18 protein-coding genes are annotated in these 15947 nt (G+C 73.7%); 12 read left to right on the top strand and 6 right to left on the bottom strand.

Translation table 11 applies throughout. The annotated features are described in order from the left end of the window. Positions 1 to 4: 4 nt before the first annotated feature. Entirely contained in the window at positions 5 to 850 is an 846-nt protein-coding gene (locus M8C11_RS10745) for a helix-turn-helix transcriptional regulator (RefSeq protein WP_013474343.1), read from the bottom strand. Between the two features lie 235 nt (positions 851 to 1085). Here M8C11_RS10745 and M8C11_RS10740 point away from each other — a divergent pair, with 235 nt between their 5' ends. Both M8C11_RS10740 and M8C11_RS10735 read left to right on the top strand, forming a co-directional pair. Further along, positions 1086 to 1310: a hypothetical protein gene (locus M8C11_RS10740; protein ID WP_252449436.1), complete on the top strand. Its 225-nt coding sequence runs from the start codon at positions 1086 to 1088 to the stop codon at positions 1308 to 1310. 166 nt (positions 1311 to 1476) lie between these two features. After that, positions 1477 to 2580 (top strand): D-alanine--D-alanine ligase family protein, encoded by a 1104-nt coding sequence (locus M8C11_RS10735; protein WP_091420221.1) that lies wholly within the window; start codon positions 1477 to 1479, stop codon positions 2578 to 2580. Positions 2581 to 2619: 39 nt separating this feature from the next. Here M8C11_RS10735 and M8C11_RS10730 read toward each other — a convergent pair whose 3' ends face one another. Both M8C11_RS10730 and M8C11_RS10725 read right to left on the bottom strand, forming a co-directional pair. Further along, on the bottom strand, positions 2620 to 3207 hold the full coding sequence (locus M8C11_RS10730; protein ID WP_252449435.1) for a DUF3515 domain-containing protein: 588 nt from the start codon (positions 3205 to 3207) through the stop codon (positions 2620 to 2622). Continuing rightward, positions 3208 to 3441, bottom strand: a complete 234-nt coding sequence (locus M8C11_RS10725) for an Lrp/AsnC ligand binding domain-containing protein (RefSeq protein ID WP_013284547.1) — start codon at positions 3439 to 3441, stop codon at positions 3208 to 3210. A 163-nt stretch (positions 3442 to 3604) separates the two neighbouring features. Between M8C11_RS10725 and M8C11_RS10720 the strand changes: the two genes are divergently transcribed. Both M8C11_RS10720 and M8C11_RS10715 read left to right on the top strand, forming a co-directional pair. Continuing rightward, positions 3605 to 4555, top strand: a complete 951-nt coding sequence (locus tag M8C11_RS10720) for a thiamine-phosphate kinase (RefSeq protein WP_252449434.1) — start codon at positions 3605 to 3607, stop codon at positions 4553 to 4555. 181 nt (positions 4556 to 4736) lie between these two features. After that, positions 4737 to 5204: a GNAT family N-acetyltransferase gene (locus M8C11_RS10715; protein WP_252449433.1), complete on the top strand. Its 468-nt coding sequence runs from the start codon at positions 4737 to 4739 to the stop codon at positions 5202 to 5204. Here M8C11_RS10715 and M8C11_RS10710 read toward each other — a convergent pair. Further along, complete coding sequence (locus tag M8C11_RS10710) at positions 5201 to 6457, bottom strand: ATP-grasp domain-containing protein (RefSeq protein WP_252449432.1); 1257 nt, start codon at positions 6455 to 6457, stop codon at positions 5201 to 5203. The genes M8C11_RS10715 and M8C11_RS10710 overlap by 4 nt on opposite strands. Positions 6458 to 6666: 209 nt before the next feature. Beyond that, positions 6667 to 6858 (bottom strand): 50S ribosomal protein L28, encoded by a 192-nt coding sequence (rpmB, locus tag M8C11_RS10705; RefSeq protein ID WP_013284551.1) that lies wholly within the window; start codon positions 6856 to 6858, stop codon positions 6667 to 6669. Between the two features lie 210 nt (positions 6859 to 7068). On the opposite strand from rpmB, the gene M8C11_RS10700 reads away from it, so the two are divergent. From M8C11_RS10700 to M8C11_RS10690, 3 genes are all read left to right on the top strand, one after another. After that, positions 7069 to 8682, top strand: a complete 1614-nt coding sequence (locus tag M8C11_RS10700; protein ID WP_252449431.1) for a DAK2 domain-containing protein — start codon at positions 7069 to 7071, stop codon at positions 8680 to 8682. Next, positions 8679 to 10880: an ATP-dependent DNA helicase RecG gene (gene recG, locus M8C11_RS10695; protein ID WP_252449430.1), complete on the top strand. Its 2202-nt coding sequence runs from the start codon at positions 8679 to 8681 to the stop codon at positions 10878 to 10880. The genes M8C11_RS10700 and recG overlap by 4 nt, the downstream gene beginning before the upstream one ends. An 86-nt stretch (positions 10881 to 10966) precedes the next feature. Further along, a complete protein-coding gene (locus M8C11_RS10690) occupies positions 10967 to 11902 on the top strand; it encodes a serine hydrolase (protein ID WP_252449429.1) in 936 nt (311 codons plus the stop codon). Between the two features lie 82 nt (positions 11903 to 11984). Here M8C11_RS10690 and M8C11_RS10685 read toward each other — a convergent pair whose 3' ends face one another. After that, positions 11985 to 12938: a cell wall anchor protein gene (locus tag M8C11_RS10685; RefSeq protein ID WP_252449428.1), complete on the bottom strand. Its 954-nt coding sequence runs from the start codon at positions 12936 to 12938 to the stop codon at positions 11985 to 11987. Between the two features lie 246 nt (positions 12939 to 13184). Between M8C11_RS10685 and rsmD the strand changes: the two genes are divergently transcribed. From rsmD to rpmF, 5 genes are all read left to right on the top strand, one after another. Next, a complete protein-coding gene (rsmD, locus tag M8C11_RS10680) occupies positions 13185 to 13748 on the top strand; it encodes a 16S rRNA (guanine(966)-N(2))-methyltransferase RsmD (protein WP_252449427.1) in 564 nt (187 codons plus the stop codon). Beyond that, positions 13745 to 14221, top strand: coding sequence for a pantetheine-phosphate adenylyltransferase (gene coaD, locus M8C11_RS10675; protein WP_252449426.1), 477 nt, complete (start codon positions 13745 to 13747; stop codon positions 14219 to 14221). The genes rsmD and coaD overlap by 4 nt, the downstream gene beginning before the upstream one ends. Before the next feature lie 262 nt (positions 14222 to 14483). Continuing rightward, a complete protein-coding gene (locus tag M8C11_RS10670) occupies positions 14484 to 14981 on the top strand; it encodes a hypothetical protein (RefSeq protein WP_018786307.1) in 498 nt (165 codons plus the stop codon). 124 nt (positions 14982 to 15105) lie between these two features. Continuing rightward, positions 15106 to 15669, top strand: a complete 564-nt coding sequence (locus M8C11_RS10665; RefSeq protein WP_120571197.1) for a DUF177 domain-containing protein — start codon at positions 15106 to 15108, stop codon at positions 15667 to 15669. A gap of 5 nt (positions 15670 to 15674) precedes the next feature. Then, positions 15675 to 15848, top strand: coding sequence for a 50S ribosomal protein L32 (gene rpmF, locus M8C11_RS10660; RefSeq protein ID WP_030500827.1), 174 nt, complete (start codon positions 15675 to 15677; stop codon positions 15846 to 15848). The last annotated feature ends 99 nt before the right edge of the window (positions 15849 to 15947 follow it).

Here is a 15947-nt window from a genome sequence, read left to right as displayed (position 1 = left end):
CTGGTCACCTCTCGTTCAGCAGGCGGAGGAGCTGGTCCCGACTGGCCGCCGGGCTCAGCGCCACGGTCCGCAGGTGCTCCATGATCTTGGCGCAGGTTCGCAGGTCGCCCGGCCGGTCGAGGACCATCTGCCCGGCGACGGTCTCCACCGAGGCGATGATCGGGTCCTCCGGGTCGGCGAACTCCAGGATGTGCAGCGATCCCCGGGTGCCCCGGTGGTAGCCGGCGGCCAGCGGGATCACCTGCACCGTGACGTTCGGCAGCTCGGCCATCTTCAGCAGGTGCTGGAGCTGGCCGGACATGACCGAGCGGTCACCGACCGGGCGCAGCAGCGCGCCCTCGTCGATGATGGCGTCGAGGATCGGCGGCTCGGCGCCGGAGAGCCGCTGCTGGCGGTCCAGCCGTAGCTGGACCCGCTGCTCCACCTGCTCGTCGGTGAGCGTGTGCGGCCCGCCGCGCATCACCCCGCGGATGTAGTCGGCGGTCTGGAGCAGGCCGGGCACCACCGACGGCTCGAAGTTCGCGATGCCGGTGGCCTCGGCCTCCAACGCGATGAAGTCGATGGTGCGCTGGTCCAGCAGGTACGAATAGGACACCCACCAGCCCGGCTTGCGGGCGTCCTTCGCCAGCTGCACCGCCGCGGCGATGTCCGCCGGGCCCACGCCGTAGCTGGTCAGCAGCGCTCGCACGGTGGCGGGACTGACGAGCGTCTGCGCGTTCTCGTAGCGGGACAACGTGCTCCGGGTGCTGTTGATCTCGTCGGCCGCGGCCTCCAGGGTGAGGCCGGCGGCCTCCCGGTGGGTCCGCAGGGCGATGCCGAGCCGTCGGGCCCGGGCGGTCTTCGGCGCCATGCATCGATGGTCGCACATCCCGCGGGAAAGCGGGCATGAGAGAAAGTCGATGAGAGTTGCATTCACGCCGGTGAACCTGTCAATGTGTGACGGCGTCCTCACCATCGGTTGTCGTGGCGACGGTGATGGTGAGCGACCGGAGGGGATGGGGCGCGCGGTGGTCGGATTCTTCACTCCCCCACGATCCGACCGCCGCGTGCCCCTGCCGGTCCACGAGACGGGGAGGGGTTCCGCGGTGACCAGGTTCCTGGTGGTCCTGACCGACGTGCGTCCACCGGACGGCACCCGGCGTGACGAACGGACCAGCCCGGAACGCCGCCGCCAGGTGGTCGGCGCGAGCAGCCGGGAGGCCGCCGACCGGATCGCCGGCGCGTTCATGGCGCTGGGCATGGTGCGGGCCGGCCGGCAACGCGTGAAGGTCATCGCGGTCGGCCGCCGGCCCCGGCAACCGGTCTTCTGAGACACACCGTTCCGTTACTCACCGTAGATGTCACCTTGACCGTTTGCCACGCGACTCCGTGTCTCCCCGGGTAACGACCACCGCTTGCGGCAACGCACAGTAAGGTCATTCGGGTGAGCGCCACCGGCGAGCACGGCCAGCCGCAGTCGCGAACGATGAGGTGACCATGACCACCCCAGGCAAGACCCGCGTGGCGATCGTCTTCGGCGGCCGCAGCCCCGAACACGGCATCTCCTGCGTCAGCGCCGGCAGCGTGCTGGCCGCGCTCGACCCGGACGAGTTCGAGGTGGTCCCGGTCGGCATCACCCGGCAGGGCCAGTGGGTGCTCGCCAGCGGTGACCCGAGCGGGCTCGCCATCGCCGACCGCAAGCTCCCCGAGATCACCGCCGGCTCCGGCGCCGAACTGGTGCTGCGCGCCGACCCCGCCGTCGGCGGCCTGATGGTGCTCGACCCGGCCCAGGGGCCGGTCGCACTCGCCGACGTGGACGTGGTCTTCCCGGTGCTGCACGGCGCGTACGGCGAGGACGGCACCATCCAGGGCATGCTGGAGATGGCCGACATCCCCTACGTCGGCGCGAACGTCTTCGCCTCCGCCGCGGCCATGGACAAGGAGTTCACCAAGAAGCTCTGCGCCGCCGAGGGCATCCCGGTCGGCCCGTACGCGGTGCTGCGCGCCGGGATGTCGCTGAGCGAGGAGGACAAGGAGCGCCTCGGGCTGCCCGTCTTCGTCAAGCCGTCCCGGGCCGGCTCCTCGTTCGGCATCACCAAGGTCGACGACTGGGCCGACCTGGACGCCGCGCTCGTCACCGCGCGCGAGATCGACAGCAAGGTGCTCGTCGAAGGCGCGGTGGTCGGCCGCGAGATCGAGTGCGGCGTGCTGGAGGGCGAGGCCGGTGGCGCGCCGGAGGCCTCGGTGCTCGCCGAGGTGCGCATGATCGGCGACCGCGACTGGTACGACTTCGAGGCCAAGTACATCTTCGCCGACGAGGTCTGCGAGTACGACGTACCGGCCGACCTGCCCGAGCCGGTGGCCCGGCAGGTGCGCGACTACGCCACCCGTGCGTTCACCGCGCTCGACTGCTCCGGCCTGGCCCGGGTCGACTTCTTCGTGACCCCGCAGATGGACGTCTACCTCAACGAGATCAACACGATGCCGGGTTTCACCCCGACGTCGATGTTCCCGCGGATGTGGTCGGCCAGCGGGCTGGAGTACCCGAAGCTGGTCAACCGGTTGATCCGTACCGCCCTGCACCGCCGCGCCGGCCGCTGACCGCCTGCACCGCCGCGCCGGCCGCTGAGCCGGCGGGCGTCAGGCGGAGCAGCCCGAGGGGGCCTGCTTCGCCGAGGGGACCGAGCTGACGATCGTGTCGGAGATCGAGGTCACCCACTGCAGCGGCGGCTCGTACGACTTCGGCACCCGGACCTGGATCGGGGTCTCCCGGTCGACCGTGGTCAGGATCGTGGCGTCGGCCTCCTCGGCCGCGTGCCAGCAGACCTTGTTGACCGTCCACACCTCGTCGGTGGGCGGGAACTGCGCCGGGCTGCCCCCGCAGGCCACGGTCAGCGCCGGGTCGCCGTACGCGGCGTTCTGCTCCGGGCCCGCGGTCACCGGGCGCTGCGCCAGGTCGCGCACGCTGTCCGGGAGCTGGGACATCAGGGCCCGGCAGAGGATGGTCGGGCGCTCGGCCAGCGCCGGTGCGGGCATCTCGACCGGCGCGCTGGACTGCGTCCGGGGGCTCGCCGAAGCGCTCGGCTCGGCGTCCGGCGACTCCGGGGCCAGCTTGGCGAACGTGAACCCGGCCACCGCCAGGGTCACCGGCACCGCGACGAGCGTCGCCCAGAGCGCGGCACGGCGGGTGGCGCCGTCCCGGCGGGGGGAGGTGTCCTTCTCGTCCACTTACAGCCGCACCACCGAACACGTGAGGGTGCGGGTGATGCCGGGCACCATCTGCACCTTGCTGACGATGAGTTTGCCGAGCTCGTCGACGGTGTTCGCCTCGGTGAGCACTACCACGTCGTACGGCCCGGTGACGGCGTCGACCCGTACCACGCCGGCCAGGTCCGCGATCAGACCGGCCACGTCACGCGCCCGGCCGACCTCGGTCTGGATGAGGATGTACGCCTGTACCACGACTCGACCTCCGTCCGTCGCCTCCGGGCGACCCGAAGGGTGAAACTACCGTACTGAGCGGCCGTGATCCCTATCGGTTGCCGGTCGGACGCGGTGAGCGAGCACACGCCGGTACGGACAGGGGTGGGACGTGCGGAACGACGCAGCGGAGCGAGGGGACGGAATGACTGTCACTGATGTCGGCGAGTTCGGCCTGATCGACCGGGTGACCGCCCGGCTGGCGCAGGGACAGAACTGCCTGCTCGGCCCCGGCGACGACGGCGCGGTGGTGGCGGCGCCGGACCGGCGGGTGGTCGCCTCGACCGACGTGCTGGTGGAGGGGCGGCACTTCCGCCGGGACTGGTCGTCGGCGCGAGACGTGGGACACCGGGCGGCGGCGGCGAACCTCGCGGACATCGCCGCCATGGGCGCCACCCCGACCGCGCTGCTCGTCGCGCTCTGCATGCCGGCCGAGCTGGACCCGGCCTGGGCCGAGGAACTGGCCGACGGGCTGGGCGCGGAGGCAGCGCTCGTCGGCGCGAGCGTGGTCGGCGGGGACATGTCCGGCAGCCCGACGCTCACCGTCGCGGTGACGGCGCTCGGCGACCTGGCCGGCCGCGCCCCGGTGGTCCGCTCCGGCGCCCGCCCCGGCGACGTGGTGGCGTTGGCCGGGCGCACCGGCTGGTCGGCGGCCGGCTACACCGTGCTGTCCCGGGGTTTCCGCACGCCCCGGCTGCTGGTCGAGGCGTTCCGCCGCCCCGAGGTGCCGTACGCCGCCGGACCCGCCGCCGCTGCGGCCGGGGCCACCGCCATGATCGACGTGTCGGACGGGCTGCTGGCCGACCTCGGGCACGTGGCGACCGCCAGCGGCGTGGCGATCGACCTGAGCCGTGAGGCGTTCGAGGTGCCCCGGCAGATGCGGGACGCGGCGCAGGCGCTCGGCGTCGACCCGTACACCTGGATCCTGGCCGGCGGCGAGGACCACGCGCTGGCGGCGACGTTCCCGGGGGACGCCGCGCTTCCCGACGGCTGGCGGCCGGTCGGGCGGGTGGCGCCCGGCGCCGGGGTCACCGTCGACGGCGCCGCCTACAGCGGCCCGCGCGGCTGGGACCACTTCCGGCGGACGGCGGAATAGCCGGCACAGCCGCCGGACGGCGGAGTAGCTGGCACAGCCGCCGGACGGCGGAGTAGCCGGCACAGCCGCCGGACGGCGGAACAGCCGGCACGGCCGGCGCAGTGGCGGGGCCGGAGTGATCTGCGTCCGACCCCGGGCCGCCGGGCCGGGCCGGGGCCGGCGGCGGTCGTAACCTGGCACGGTGAGCGAGATCGAGATCCGGGAGCGGCGCTTCGACGCGCCCGAGTCGCAGGCGCTGATCCGGGCGGCGCTGGCCGACCTCGGCGCCCGGTACGGCGGCAGCGGCGACGAGACCCCGGTCGACGCGGCCGAGTTCACCCCGCCGGACGGCGCGTTCCTCGTCGCCTACCTGGACGGGCGGCCGGTGGGCTGCGGCGGCTGGCGCAGCCACGGCGAGGACGGCGACACGGCCGAGCTGAAGCGGATGTACACCGACCCGGCGGCGCGGGGCCGGGGCGTGGCCCGCTCGGTGCTCGCCGCGGTCGAGCGGTCCGCCCGCGACCACGGTCGCAAGCGCATCGTGCTGGAGTGCGGCGACAAGCAGCCCGAGGCGATCGCCATGTACACCTCGGCGGGCTACGAGCGGATCCCGAACTTCGGCTTCTACAAGGAGGCCCCGGGCTGCCTGTCGTACGCCCGCACGCTCTAGGCGACGGAGATGCGGATCTCCCCGGCGGCGCGGCGCGCGGCGTTCGCGGCCTCGTCCGGGGTGGCGCCCCAGGTCATCAGGTGCCCGCTGCGGTGCGCCGAGGAGAGCAGCTCCGGCACGGTCTGACCGACCTTCGTCTCCACCTGCACGTCGAGCACGCCCGGCACGCGCAGCGCGTCGCGCCTGCCGTCCACGGCGGTGACCCGGCCGGGCGGCGCGATCAGGAACTCGATGGCCGCCGCGCCGGTCGCCCGCGCCGGCAGCGCCGGCCGTTCGCCGCGCAGGATCCGCAGGTACGCCTCGATGACGTCCCGCTCGTAGGCGATCGAGATGAGCGCGGTGATCATGTCGCCGGGCATCCGGGCCGCGCACTCCACCAGCGTCGGCACGCCGTCGGCGAGGATCCACTCGCTGTGCAGCATGCCGCTGCGGAAGCCGGCCGCCTCGGCGAGGCGTACCGCGGCGGAGCGCAGCGCGTCGTGCGCGGCGGCGGGCAGCGCGGACGGCACCGTGTGGCCGGTCTCGACCGGGTAGCGGCCTCCGGCGATCCGCTTGTCGGTGACGTTGGCGAAGACCACCTCGCCGTCGGCGACGAGCAGCTCCACGCTGTGCTCGGAGCCGACGAGCAGTTCCTCGACCAGCACGCCGGTGGGCAGGCCGCGCTCGGTGGCCTCGGCCGGGTCGGGCGGGGCGGCGCTCGCCGCCCAGCGGGCCGGCACCTCGGCCGCGTCGGTGATCAGCTGAACGCCCAGGCTGCCCGAGCGGCGGGTGGGCTTGAGCACGCACCGGCCGCCGTGCGCCTGCGCGAACTCCACCGCCCGCGCCGGGTCGTCGACCAGTTCGTACGCGGGGTTGGCCAGCCCGATCCGGTCGGCGAGCAGCCGCATCCGGTGCTTGTCGGAGAAGACGTCGGCGGCCTCCACCCCGGCGCCGGGCAGGCCGAGGCGCTCGGCGAGCCGGGCGGTGGCGCCGACCGCGTACTCCAGGCCGGGCAGGACCAGCCGGGCGTCGGCGAGGCCGGGCTCGCGGGCGAGCAGGGCGTCCGGGTCGAAGCCGGTCTGGTACTCGGCCGCGACGAGGCGCCCGATCATCGGCAGCCGATCGGCGAACCGGGCCAGGTCGCGGCGGGCGATCACATCCGGTTCCTCGACCAGCACCACGCTGCCGGGCGGCAGTTCCTGGTCGAACCAGCTCAGCGAGCCGAACGACGCGCCCACCACCACCAGTTGCTCGCGACCCAGATCGAGGTCCACCGGTCACCCTCCCCACGGCTCGCGCCGGAACCGGACGGCCGGCGCAGCAGCACCCTAACCGGCCGGATCGCGTCGGTCGCCGTACGGTCGGTCAGGGGTGCGGGGGCGGGTCGGTGGATACAACGCCCCGGGGCGCCGGACACGACAGAAGCCGGCGGACCCCGAAGGGATCCGCCGGCGACCGACGATGTTCCGGTGGCGCTACCGCGTCAGGCGCGGGTGACCTTGCCGGCCTTGATGCACGAGGTGCAGACCTGCAACTTCTTGGTGGTGCCACCACCGGCCGGGGTACGCACCGACTGGATGTTCGGGTTCCAGCGGCGGTTGGTCCGCCGGTGCGAGTGGGACACGTTGTGGCCGAAGCCCGGCCCCTTGCCACAGACGTCGCACACGCTAGCCACGGGATACTCCTGGGATTGAAACGTTCATGAGGTCGCCGCCAGGCGCTGCCCGGGCAACCTGGTCAGGTTACCCGATGACAGTCGGTACGCCCAACCGGCCCTTTCGCGAGCCCACCCAGCGTACCGGCGTCCCCGCCGGGCCGTCGGCCGGGGCGGACACGCGGCGGACGACCCCGGCGCGTGTCGGTGTACGCCAGTAGGCTTCCCGACGTGCTGGAGACCCTCGACGCCGCAGCGGTACGCCGCTGGTGCGCGAGCGGGCTGACCGCCCTCCGGGCCCACCAGGGCGAGATCGACGAGCTGAACGTCTACCCGGTGCCAGACGGCGACACCGGCACCAACCTGGTCCTCACACTCACCTCGGCCCAGCAGGCCCTGGCCATGGACCTCGGCACGCTCCCCGACGACGGGCACACCCCGCACGGGCACGCGCTGCGGCTGATGGCCCGGGGCGCGCTGCTCGGGGCGCGCGGCAACTCCGGCGTGATCCTCTCGCAGATCCTGCGCGGTCTCGCCGACACGCTCGCCGCCGTGCCCGCCGTGCGCGGGCGGCAGCTAGCCGACGCCCTGGCCGACGCCACCACCGCCGCCTACGCCGCTGTGGCCCGGCCGGTCGAGGGCACGTTGCTGAGCGTGGTCGCCGCCGCGGCGCACGCGGCCCGCCGGGCGGACAGCGACGACCTGCGCGCCGTGGCCCGGGCCGCGTCCGAGGCGGCGGCGCACGCGCTGGCGCGTACCCCCGAGCAGCTGCCGGAGCTGGCCCGCGCGGGCGTGGTCGACGCCGGCGGTCGCGGCCTGTGCCTGCTGCTGGACGCGCTGGTCGAGGTGGTCACCGGGGAGAGCCCGGCCCAGCCGGCGCCCGCGCCGCCCGCCCGCCGCGTGCCGGCGACCGCGGTGCGGGAGAGCGGCTCCGACGCGTACGCCTACGAGGTGCAGTACCTGCTCGACGCCACCGACGAGGCGGTGACCCGGCTGCGCGCCGAGCTGGACGCGCTCGGCGACTCCCTGGCGATCGTCGGCGACGGCGCCGGCACCTGGAACGTGCACGTGCACGTCAACGACATCGGGGCGGCGGTCGAGGCGGGCGTGGTCGCCGGCCGTCCGCACCGGATCAGCGTGACCCGCTTCGCCGACCAGGTCGCCCCGGCGCCGGGGCCGCAGGTGCCGCTGCCCGAGGGGCGGGCCGCCGTGGTGGTGGCCACCGGTGCGGGCATCGCGGAGCTGTTCGCCGCCGAGGGCGCGGTGGTGGTGCCGGCCAACCCGTCCACCGGTGAGCTGCTCGACGCGATCCGGGCCACCGGCGCCGCCCGGGTGGTGGTGCTGCCGAACGACCCGAACACCCAGTCGGTGGCGAGCGCGGCGGCCAAGGAGGCGCACGGCCTCGGCATCAAGGTGAGCGTGGTGCCGACCCGCTCGCCGGTGCAGGCGCTCGCGGCGCTGGCCGTACGCGATCCGAAGCGGCGCTTCGAGGACGACGTGATCGCCATGGCCGAGGCGGCCGGCGCCTGCCGGTACGCCGAGGTCTGCCACGCCGCCCGGGAGGCCCTCACCGTCGCCGGCCCGGCCCGCCCGGGTGACGTGCTGGCCCTGGTCGAGGGCGAGGTGCACCTGATCGGGCAGGATCTGGTCGACACCTGCACCGCCGTGGTGGACCGGATGCTCGGCGGCGGCGGCGAACTGGTCACGCTGCTCTGCGGCGCCGACGCGCCGGCCGGGCTGGCCGAACGGGTCCGCGCGCACGTCGAGAGGGCCTGGCCGTTCGTCGAGGTGCAGGCGTACGAGGGCGGGCAGCCGCACTATCCGCTCCTGGTGGGGGTCGAATGACGAGCGAGGCGGCCACCGTGGACACGCCGCTGAAGAAGCTGGTCGGCGAGCGCACGGCGAAGGCGCTGGCCGGGCATCTCGACCTGCACACCGCGGGCGACCTGATCTACCACTTCCCGCGCCGGTACGACGAGCGCGGCGAGCACACAGACATCCGCTCGCTCGACGTGGGGGAACAGGTCACCGTGCTGGCCCAGGTGCAGCGCACCGCGGTCCGCCCGATGCGTCAGCGGCGCGGCAACCTGCTGGAGGTCACCGTCGGCGACGGCTCCGGCGGCGTGCTCACCTGCACGTTCTTCGGCAACCAGGCGTGGCGGGAACGGGAGCTGCGGCCCGGCCGGTGGGGGCTGTTCGCCGGCAAGGTGACCGAGTTCCGCGGGAAGCGCCAGCTCAACGGCCCGGAGTACGTCCTGCTCGGCGAGGGCGGCGAGGGTGAGGCGGCGGCCAACGAGGAGGTCGAGGAGTTCGCCGGGGCGCTGATCCCGGTCTACCCGGCCGCGGCGGCGGTGCCGACCTGGGTGATCGCCCGCTGCGTCCGCGTCGTGCTGGACACGTTCACCCCGCCGGAGGATCCGCTGCCGGCCACCGTGCGGGCCACCCGCAACCTCATCGACATCGGCACCGCGCTTCGCGAGATCCACCGTCCGACCAGCAAGGAGGCGCTCTACCGGGCCCGCCGCCGGCTGAAGTGGGACGAGGCGTTCGCGGTGCAGCTCACGCTGGTGCAGCGCAAGCACCGGGCGGCGGCGTCGCCGGGGCGGGCCCGGCCGGCGAAGGCGGGCGGCCTGCTGGACGCGTTCGACGCCCGGCTGCCGTACGAGCTGACCTCCGGCCAGCAGGTCGTCGGGCGGGAGATCGCCGCCGACCTGGCCCGGGCGCACCCGATGCACCGGCTGCTCCAGGGCGAGGTGGGTTCCGGCAAGACGGTGGTGGCGCTGCGCGCCATGCTCCAGGTGGTCGACGCCGGTGGGCAGGCCGCGCTGCTGGCCCCGACCGAGGTGCTCGCCGCCCAGCACCACAGGGGCATCCTCGACCTGCTCGGCCCGCTCGGCCGGGCCGGTGAGCTGGGCGCCGCCGAGGACGCCACGCGGGTGGAGCTGGTCACCGGCTCGCTCGGCGCGGCGGCCCGGCGCCGGGCACTGGCCGAGGTGGCCGAGGGCCGCGCCGGCATCGTGCTCGGCACGCACGCCCTGCTCTACGAGGGCGTCGACTTCCACGACCTCGGCCTGGTGGTGGTGGACGAGCAGCACCGCTTCGGCGTGGAGCAGCGCGACGCGCTGCGCGCCAAGGCCGAGCAGCCGCCGCACGTGCTGGTGATGACCGCCACCCCGATCCCGCGCACCGTGGCCATGACCGTCTACGGCGACCTGGAGACGTCCACGCTGTCCCAGCTTCCGCAGGGCCGCTCGCCGATCGCGTCGCACGTGGTCCCGGCCGCCGAGAAGCCGGCCTTCCTCGACCGGGCCTGGCGCCGGTTGCGCGAGGAGGTCGCGAAGGGCCACCAGGCGTACGTGGTGTGCCCGCGGATCGGTGAAGGTTCGGTGTCGGACGAGGAGGCGCCGCGGGAGGACGACAACGGCCGCCGCCCGCCGCTGGCGGTGACCGAGGTGGCCCCGCTGCTCGCCGAGGGGCCACTGCACGGGCTGCGCATCGGGGTGCTGCACGGGCGGCTGCCGGCCGACGAGAAGGACGCGGTGATGCGCGCGTTCGCCGACGGCGAGCTGGACGTGCTGGTCGCGACCACAGTGGTCGAGGTCGGCGTGAACGTGCCGAACGCGACAGTGATGATCGTGCTGGACGCCGACCGGTTCGGCGTCTCCCAGCTGCACCAGCTGCGTGGCCGGGTGGGCCGGGGCTCGGCCGCCGGTCTGTGCCTGCTGGTCACCGAGGCGGCGGAGGGCTCGTCCGCGCGGGAGCGGCTGGACGCGGTCGCCTCCACCACCGACGGCTTCAAGCTCGCCGAACTCGACCTGGAACAGCGCCGGGAGGGCGACGTGCTGGGCGCGACCCAGTCCGGCCGGCGCTCGCACCTGCGGCTGCTGTCCCTGCTGCGCGACACCGAGCTGATCCGCGACGCGCGGGCCGAGGCGATCGAACTGGTCGAGGAGGATCCGGAGCTGGCCCGGCATCCGGCACTGGCGGCCTCGGTCGCCGCGCTGGTCGACGAGGAGCGCGCCGAATACCTGGAGAAGGGCTGACGTTCGGCGGCCGGCGTGCCCGGTGACCGCGCTGGTGGGGGTCGGCGGGACTGCGGCGCGCGCGTCGCGTGCCTAGGCTCGCGCAGATGTCGACACCATTCCTCGAACGCGGTGTGCTGCTGCTGGCCCGGGGCGACGAACTGCTTGTGGACCGGGTCGCCGGCGCGGCCGACGAGACGTCCGGCCGGCCGTGCACCCCGGCGACCCGGTTCCAGATCGCCTCGATCAGCAAGCAGATGGCAGCCGTGGCGGTGCTGCTGCTCGCCGAGCGCGGCGTGCTGCGCCTGACCGACCCCGTCACCCGGTGGCTGCCCGGCACGCCGCCGCCCGAATGGTCCGGCATGACGCTGCACCACCTGCTCACCCACACCTCCGGCCTGGGCCACTGGGAGGAGTACCCGGCGATCGACCTGCACGGACCGGCCGAGCCGGACGAGCTGCTGGACCGGTTCGCGGCGCTGCCGCCGCTGTTCCCGCCCGGATCCGGGTGGCACTACAGCAGCCCCGGTTACGTGCTGCTGGCCCGGACCGTCGAGCGGGCGGCCGACCGGCCGTACGCCGCGTTCCTCGCCGAGGAGGTCTTCGCGCCGCTGGGCATGACGGGCAGCTTCGCCGGTGCGGGCGACGGCCGGCCGGACCTGGCGGTCGGGCACGAGGGCGGCCGTCCGGTGCCGTCCTGGGACCTGGCGACCGTGAGCATGGGAGCGGGTGACGTCTGGTGCACCGCTGCGGACCTGATGACCTGGCTGGACGTACCGCGCCGGGGCCGGCTGCTCGCCCCGGCCTCGGTGACGGCGCTGACCGCACCGCACGCACCGACCGGGCGGCCGGATGAGGCGTACGGCTACGGGTTCTTCGTCGGGCCGCTGGCCGGGCGGCGGGCGGTGCACCACTCGGGGGACAACGGCGGCTACAAGGCGTTCGCCGCCTGGCTGCCCGACTCGGACGAGCGGCTCGTCCTGCTGGCCAACCAGGCCGAGGTGAGCACGGCCGCTGTCACGTCGGTGCTCGACGCGGTCTGATCCGCCCGCGTCGCACGCACGGCGAGGGCGCGCCGACCGGGTGGTCGGCGCGCCCTCGATGCGGATCAGCCAGATCGGCGGATCAGGCGGTGAAGCGGATCCGGCGGCGACGGGCCACCACGAACAGCACCGCGCCGGCGGCCAGCAGCAGCGCCGCGCCACCGGCGATGGCGCCTGCGGCCGGGCCGGTCACCGGCAGGCCACCGCCCTGCCCGGAGCAGTCCCGCGGCGCGGCGTACGGGATGGTCTCGGACTCCTCGACCACGTCGTACTTCACGGTGACCGTGAGGCCCCGGTACGCCTCGAACTCGACCGAGCCGGCCTTGCCCGGCTCGGAGACGAGCTTCCTGCTCTCGCCCTTCTCGGTGGTGAACGTGGCGGTGAAGGCGATGCCGTCGGCCGGGTTCTCCACGATGAAGGTCATCGAGTCGCAGTCCTGGTCCAGCTTGAAGACCGGTTCACCTGGCTCGGCCGGCGGCGCGGACGGCGCCGGCGGGGTGGACGGGCTCGGCGGGACGGACGCCGACGGCGTCGGGGTCGGCGAGGCGGGCGTGCTCGGCGTGGGCGTGGGGCTCGGCGGCGTGCTGGGCGAGGGCGACGGCGACGGGCTCTGCGTCGCGCAGTTCCGTCCCGGGCGGGCCGTCACGGTCCGCTCGCCGTCGTGCGACTTGCGTCCCCGCTCCCAGTGCGCGCCGACGGTCAGCTTCAGCTCCGGGATCGGGCCGGTGAACGTGTGGGTCTGGGTGCCGGTCAGCGGGCCCTGGCCGGCCGGCTTCAGTTCCGCGCCGACCGCCAGGCCGCCGCTGATCGCGCCGGGCACCGAGGACTCGACGGTGGTGATGCGGCCGGAGATGTCGGTCTCGCTGCTGATCACCGACCAGGTCACGGTGACGGTGCCGTTCTCGGCGGCGCAGTAGCTGCCGGACGGCTCGGGGTGGTGGGCGGCGGCCGGGCCGGCGACGGTGACGACGCCCGCGAGGCCGAGCAGCGTGCCGGCGGTGAGGACGGCGGCACGCCGGAGGTGGAGACGGTTCACGCCTACTCCTGACGAGGGGAGGATGGGAGAGACCGGGCGGAGGGGCCGAAGCCGCGCGTCCACTCGGCAATCGGGCCAGACCCTAGCGAGATCGACAGTGCGGGTGTCACCGTGATCGAAGGGTCGTAAAGGGTCCGTTATGCATTCGAGATCATTGATGTACGTCGAGTCACGGATCGTCGCGCCGGGTACGTCGTGCCCGCCTCGCGGCGTCGCGTAGCGTCGGGGCATGCGCAGGGAGCGACGGTGACCCGGATCGTGGCCGGCACGCTCGGCGGCCGGCGGATCGCCGCGCCACCGGGTGCCGGTACCCGGCCCACCTCCGACCGGGTCCGCGAGGCGCTGTTCAGCGCCGTGCACTCCCACGTCGACCTGGACGGGGCGCGCTTCGCCGACCTGTACGCCGGTTCCGGCGCGGTCGGTCTGGAGGCGCTGTCCCGCGGTGCGGCCCACGTCCTGCTCGTCGAGTCCGACGCGCGGGCCGCCCGGGTGATCCGGGAGAACATCGCCGCACTCCGGGCGGCGCCGGCCGCGCGCCTGGTCACCGGCAAGGTCGCCACCGTGCTGGCGGCCGGGCCCACCGACGGGCCGTACGACGTGGTGTTCGCCGATCCGCCGTACGCGGTGCCGGACGCCGAGATCACCGCGATGCTGGCGGCCCTGGTCGACGGCGGCTGGCTCGCCCCGGACGCCCTCGTGATCGTCGAGCGGTCCAGCCGTACCGGACCGGTCACGTGGGTGGAAGGTGTCACTCCGGAGCGCAGCAGACGTTACGGCGAGACAACTCTTTGGTACGGTCGCCGATCATGAGACGTGCGGTCTGCCCGGGCTCGTTCGACCCGGTCACCAACGGACACCTCGACATCATCGGCCGGGCCAGCCGGCTGTTCGACGAGGTGATCGTCGGAGTGCTGGTCAACCAGTCGAAGCAGGGCCTGTTCACGGTCGAGGAGCGGATCGACATGCTCCACGAGGTGACCGCCTCGTACGACAACGTCCGGGTGGAGTCGTTCCGCGGCCTGCTCGTCGACTTCTGCCGCGCGCAGCAGGCGAGTGTGCTGATCAAGGGTCTGCGGGCGGTGAGCGACTTCGACTACGAGCTGCAGATGGCCCAGATGAACATCGGCCTGGCCGGCGTGGAGACGCTGTTCATGCCGACCAACCCGCTCTACTCGTTCATCTCGTCCAGCCTGATCAAGGACGTGGCGAAGTGGGGCGGCGACATCTCCGCCCACGTCCCCGACCTGGTCCGAGCCCAGCTCTCCGCCCGCCTCCGCCCCTGACCCCCGCCCTCGCCCACCCCACCCCCCTCCGCCCCGCGATCTTGCACTTTCGGCCCGGACATTCCTCCCGCAAGGGACGAGTGCCGGGCCACAAGTGCAAGATCGCGAGGGAGAGGGGCCGGGGAGAGGGGCGGGGGGCGACGCGCCGGGTGGGGCGGGTGGGGTGTGGGTGGCCTCGGCGCGACATGATGTCTGCAGCGCCGAGACGGGGCGCGAGGCCGCATGATGGAGGGCGGCCGACGAAGACAGGAGTGAGGTACCGGTGGACCCGCTCGATCGCATCGACGAACTGATCGCCATGGTGGAGCAGGCCCGCTCCGTCCCGATGTCGCGCAACAACTGCATGGTCGACCGGGGCGAGATGATCGCCGCGCTCGACGAGCTGCGCGCGGAGCTTCCCGCGGACCTGCGCCGGGCCGCCGCGCTGCTGGAGGAGCGGGACAAGATCATGGAGGCCGGCAAGCGTGAGGCCGACCGGATCATCAGCGAGGGTGAGGCGGAACACGCCCGGCTGGTCTCGGTCAACGAGATCACCGTCTCGGCCGAGCACGAGGGCGCCCGGATCATCGCCGAGGCACGGGCCGAGGCGCAGCGCCTCCGCGAGGAGGTGGACGACTACGTCGACACCGCGCTGGCCAACTTCGAGCAGTTCCTCACCCGGGCGCTGGCCTCGATAGAGCGTGGCCGCGACAAGATGCACGCGCTGCGTGAGATCGGCACCTTCGCCGGGGACGAGGCGGACCGCCCGCTACCCTTCTGAGCGGCGCGCGGGCCGGTCGCCGACAGCCGGCTGCCGCCGGGCCGGAGGTGAGCCCCCGGTTCGACGGTCCGCCCGTCTGGCAGGTAACCTTCTTTGTCGGCCTCTCAACGGCCGGAGTCTGACTATGCCCAAACACTCGCCAAGCACACTCGACCCCAGGTCGCCGCTGGTCCTCGACACGAGGGAACTGCCGCGCCGACCTGGCGCGTTGCGTACGCACAAGCGGGTCGTGCCGGCACCGGCGGACCTCGGCGTCGAGTTGATCGGCGTGCCGGAGGGCGCGGACCTCGACCTCGACCTGAGGTTGGAGTCGGTGTCCGAGGGCGTGCTCGTCTCCGGGACCGTCACCGGTCCCGTCAAGGGCGAGTGCGGCCGCTGCCTGCGCGAGATCGACGACTCGTTGGCAGTGACGATCCAGGAGCTGTACGCGTACGAGCACAGCACCACGGACGACACGACCGACGAGGACGAGGTGGGCCGGATGCAGGGCGATCTGATCGACCTGGAGCCGGCGTTGCGGGACGCGGTGGTGCTGGCGCTGCCGACCAACCCGCTCTGCCGGGAGGACTGCCCAGGCCTGTGCCCCGAGTGTGGGGTGCACTGGGACGATCTGCCGGCCGACCACAGCCATCAGCAGGTCGACCCGCGTTGGGCGAGCCTGACGCAACTGACCCGTACAGAGGAGTAAGAACCGTGGCCGTCCCCAAGCGCAAGATGTCGCGCAGCAACACCCGCGCCCGCCGGGCGAACTGGAAGGCCTCGGCGGTGGCGACCGTGGCCTGCCCGCAGTGCAAGTCGGCCAAGCTGCCGCACGCCGCCTGCTCCGTCTGCGGCACCTACAACGGCCGTCAGGTCCTCGAGGTCTGACCCGGCTGCCGAGTGACGTCCCCGACCACCGGTCGGGGGACGCGCGCACCAAGGCTCTCGCCCGGTGCCCCGGCTCCCGTCGCCGTCGGCCGGCTCACG

The organism is Micromonospora sp. CPM1 (assembly GCF_023896895.1).
Lineage (GTDB): Bacteria > Actinomycetota > Actinomycetes > Mycobacteriales > Micromonosporaceae > Micromonospora > Micromonospora tulbaghiae.
This window is presented reverse-complemented; position numbering and strand designations above follow the sequence as displayed.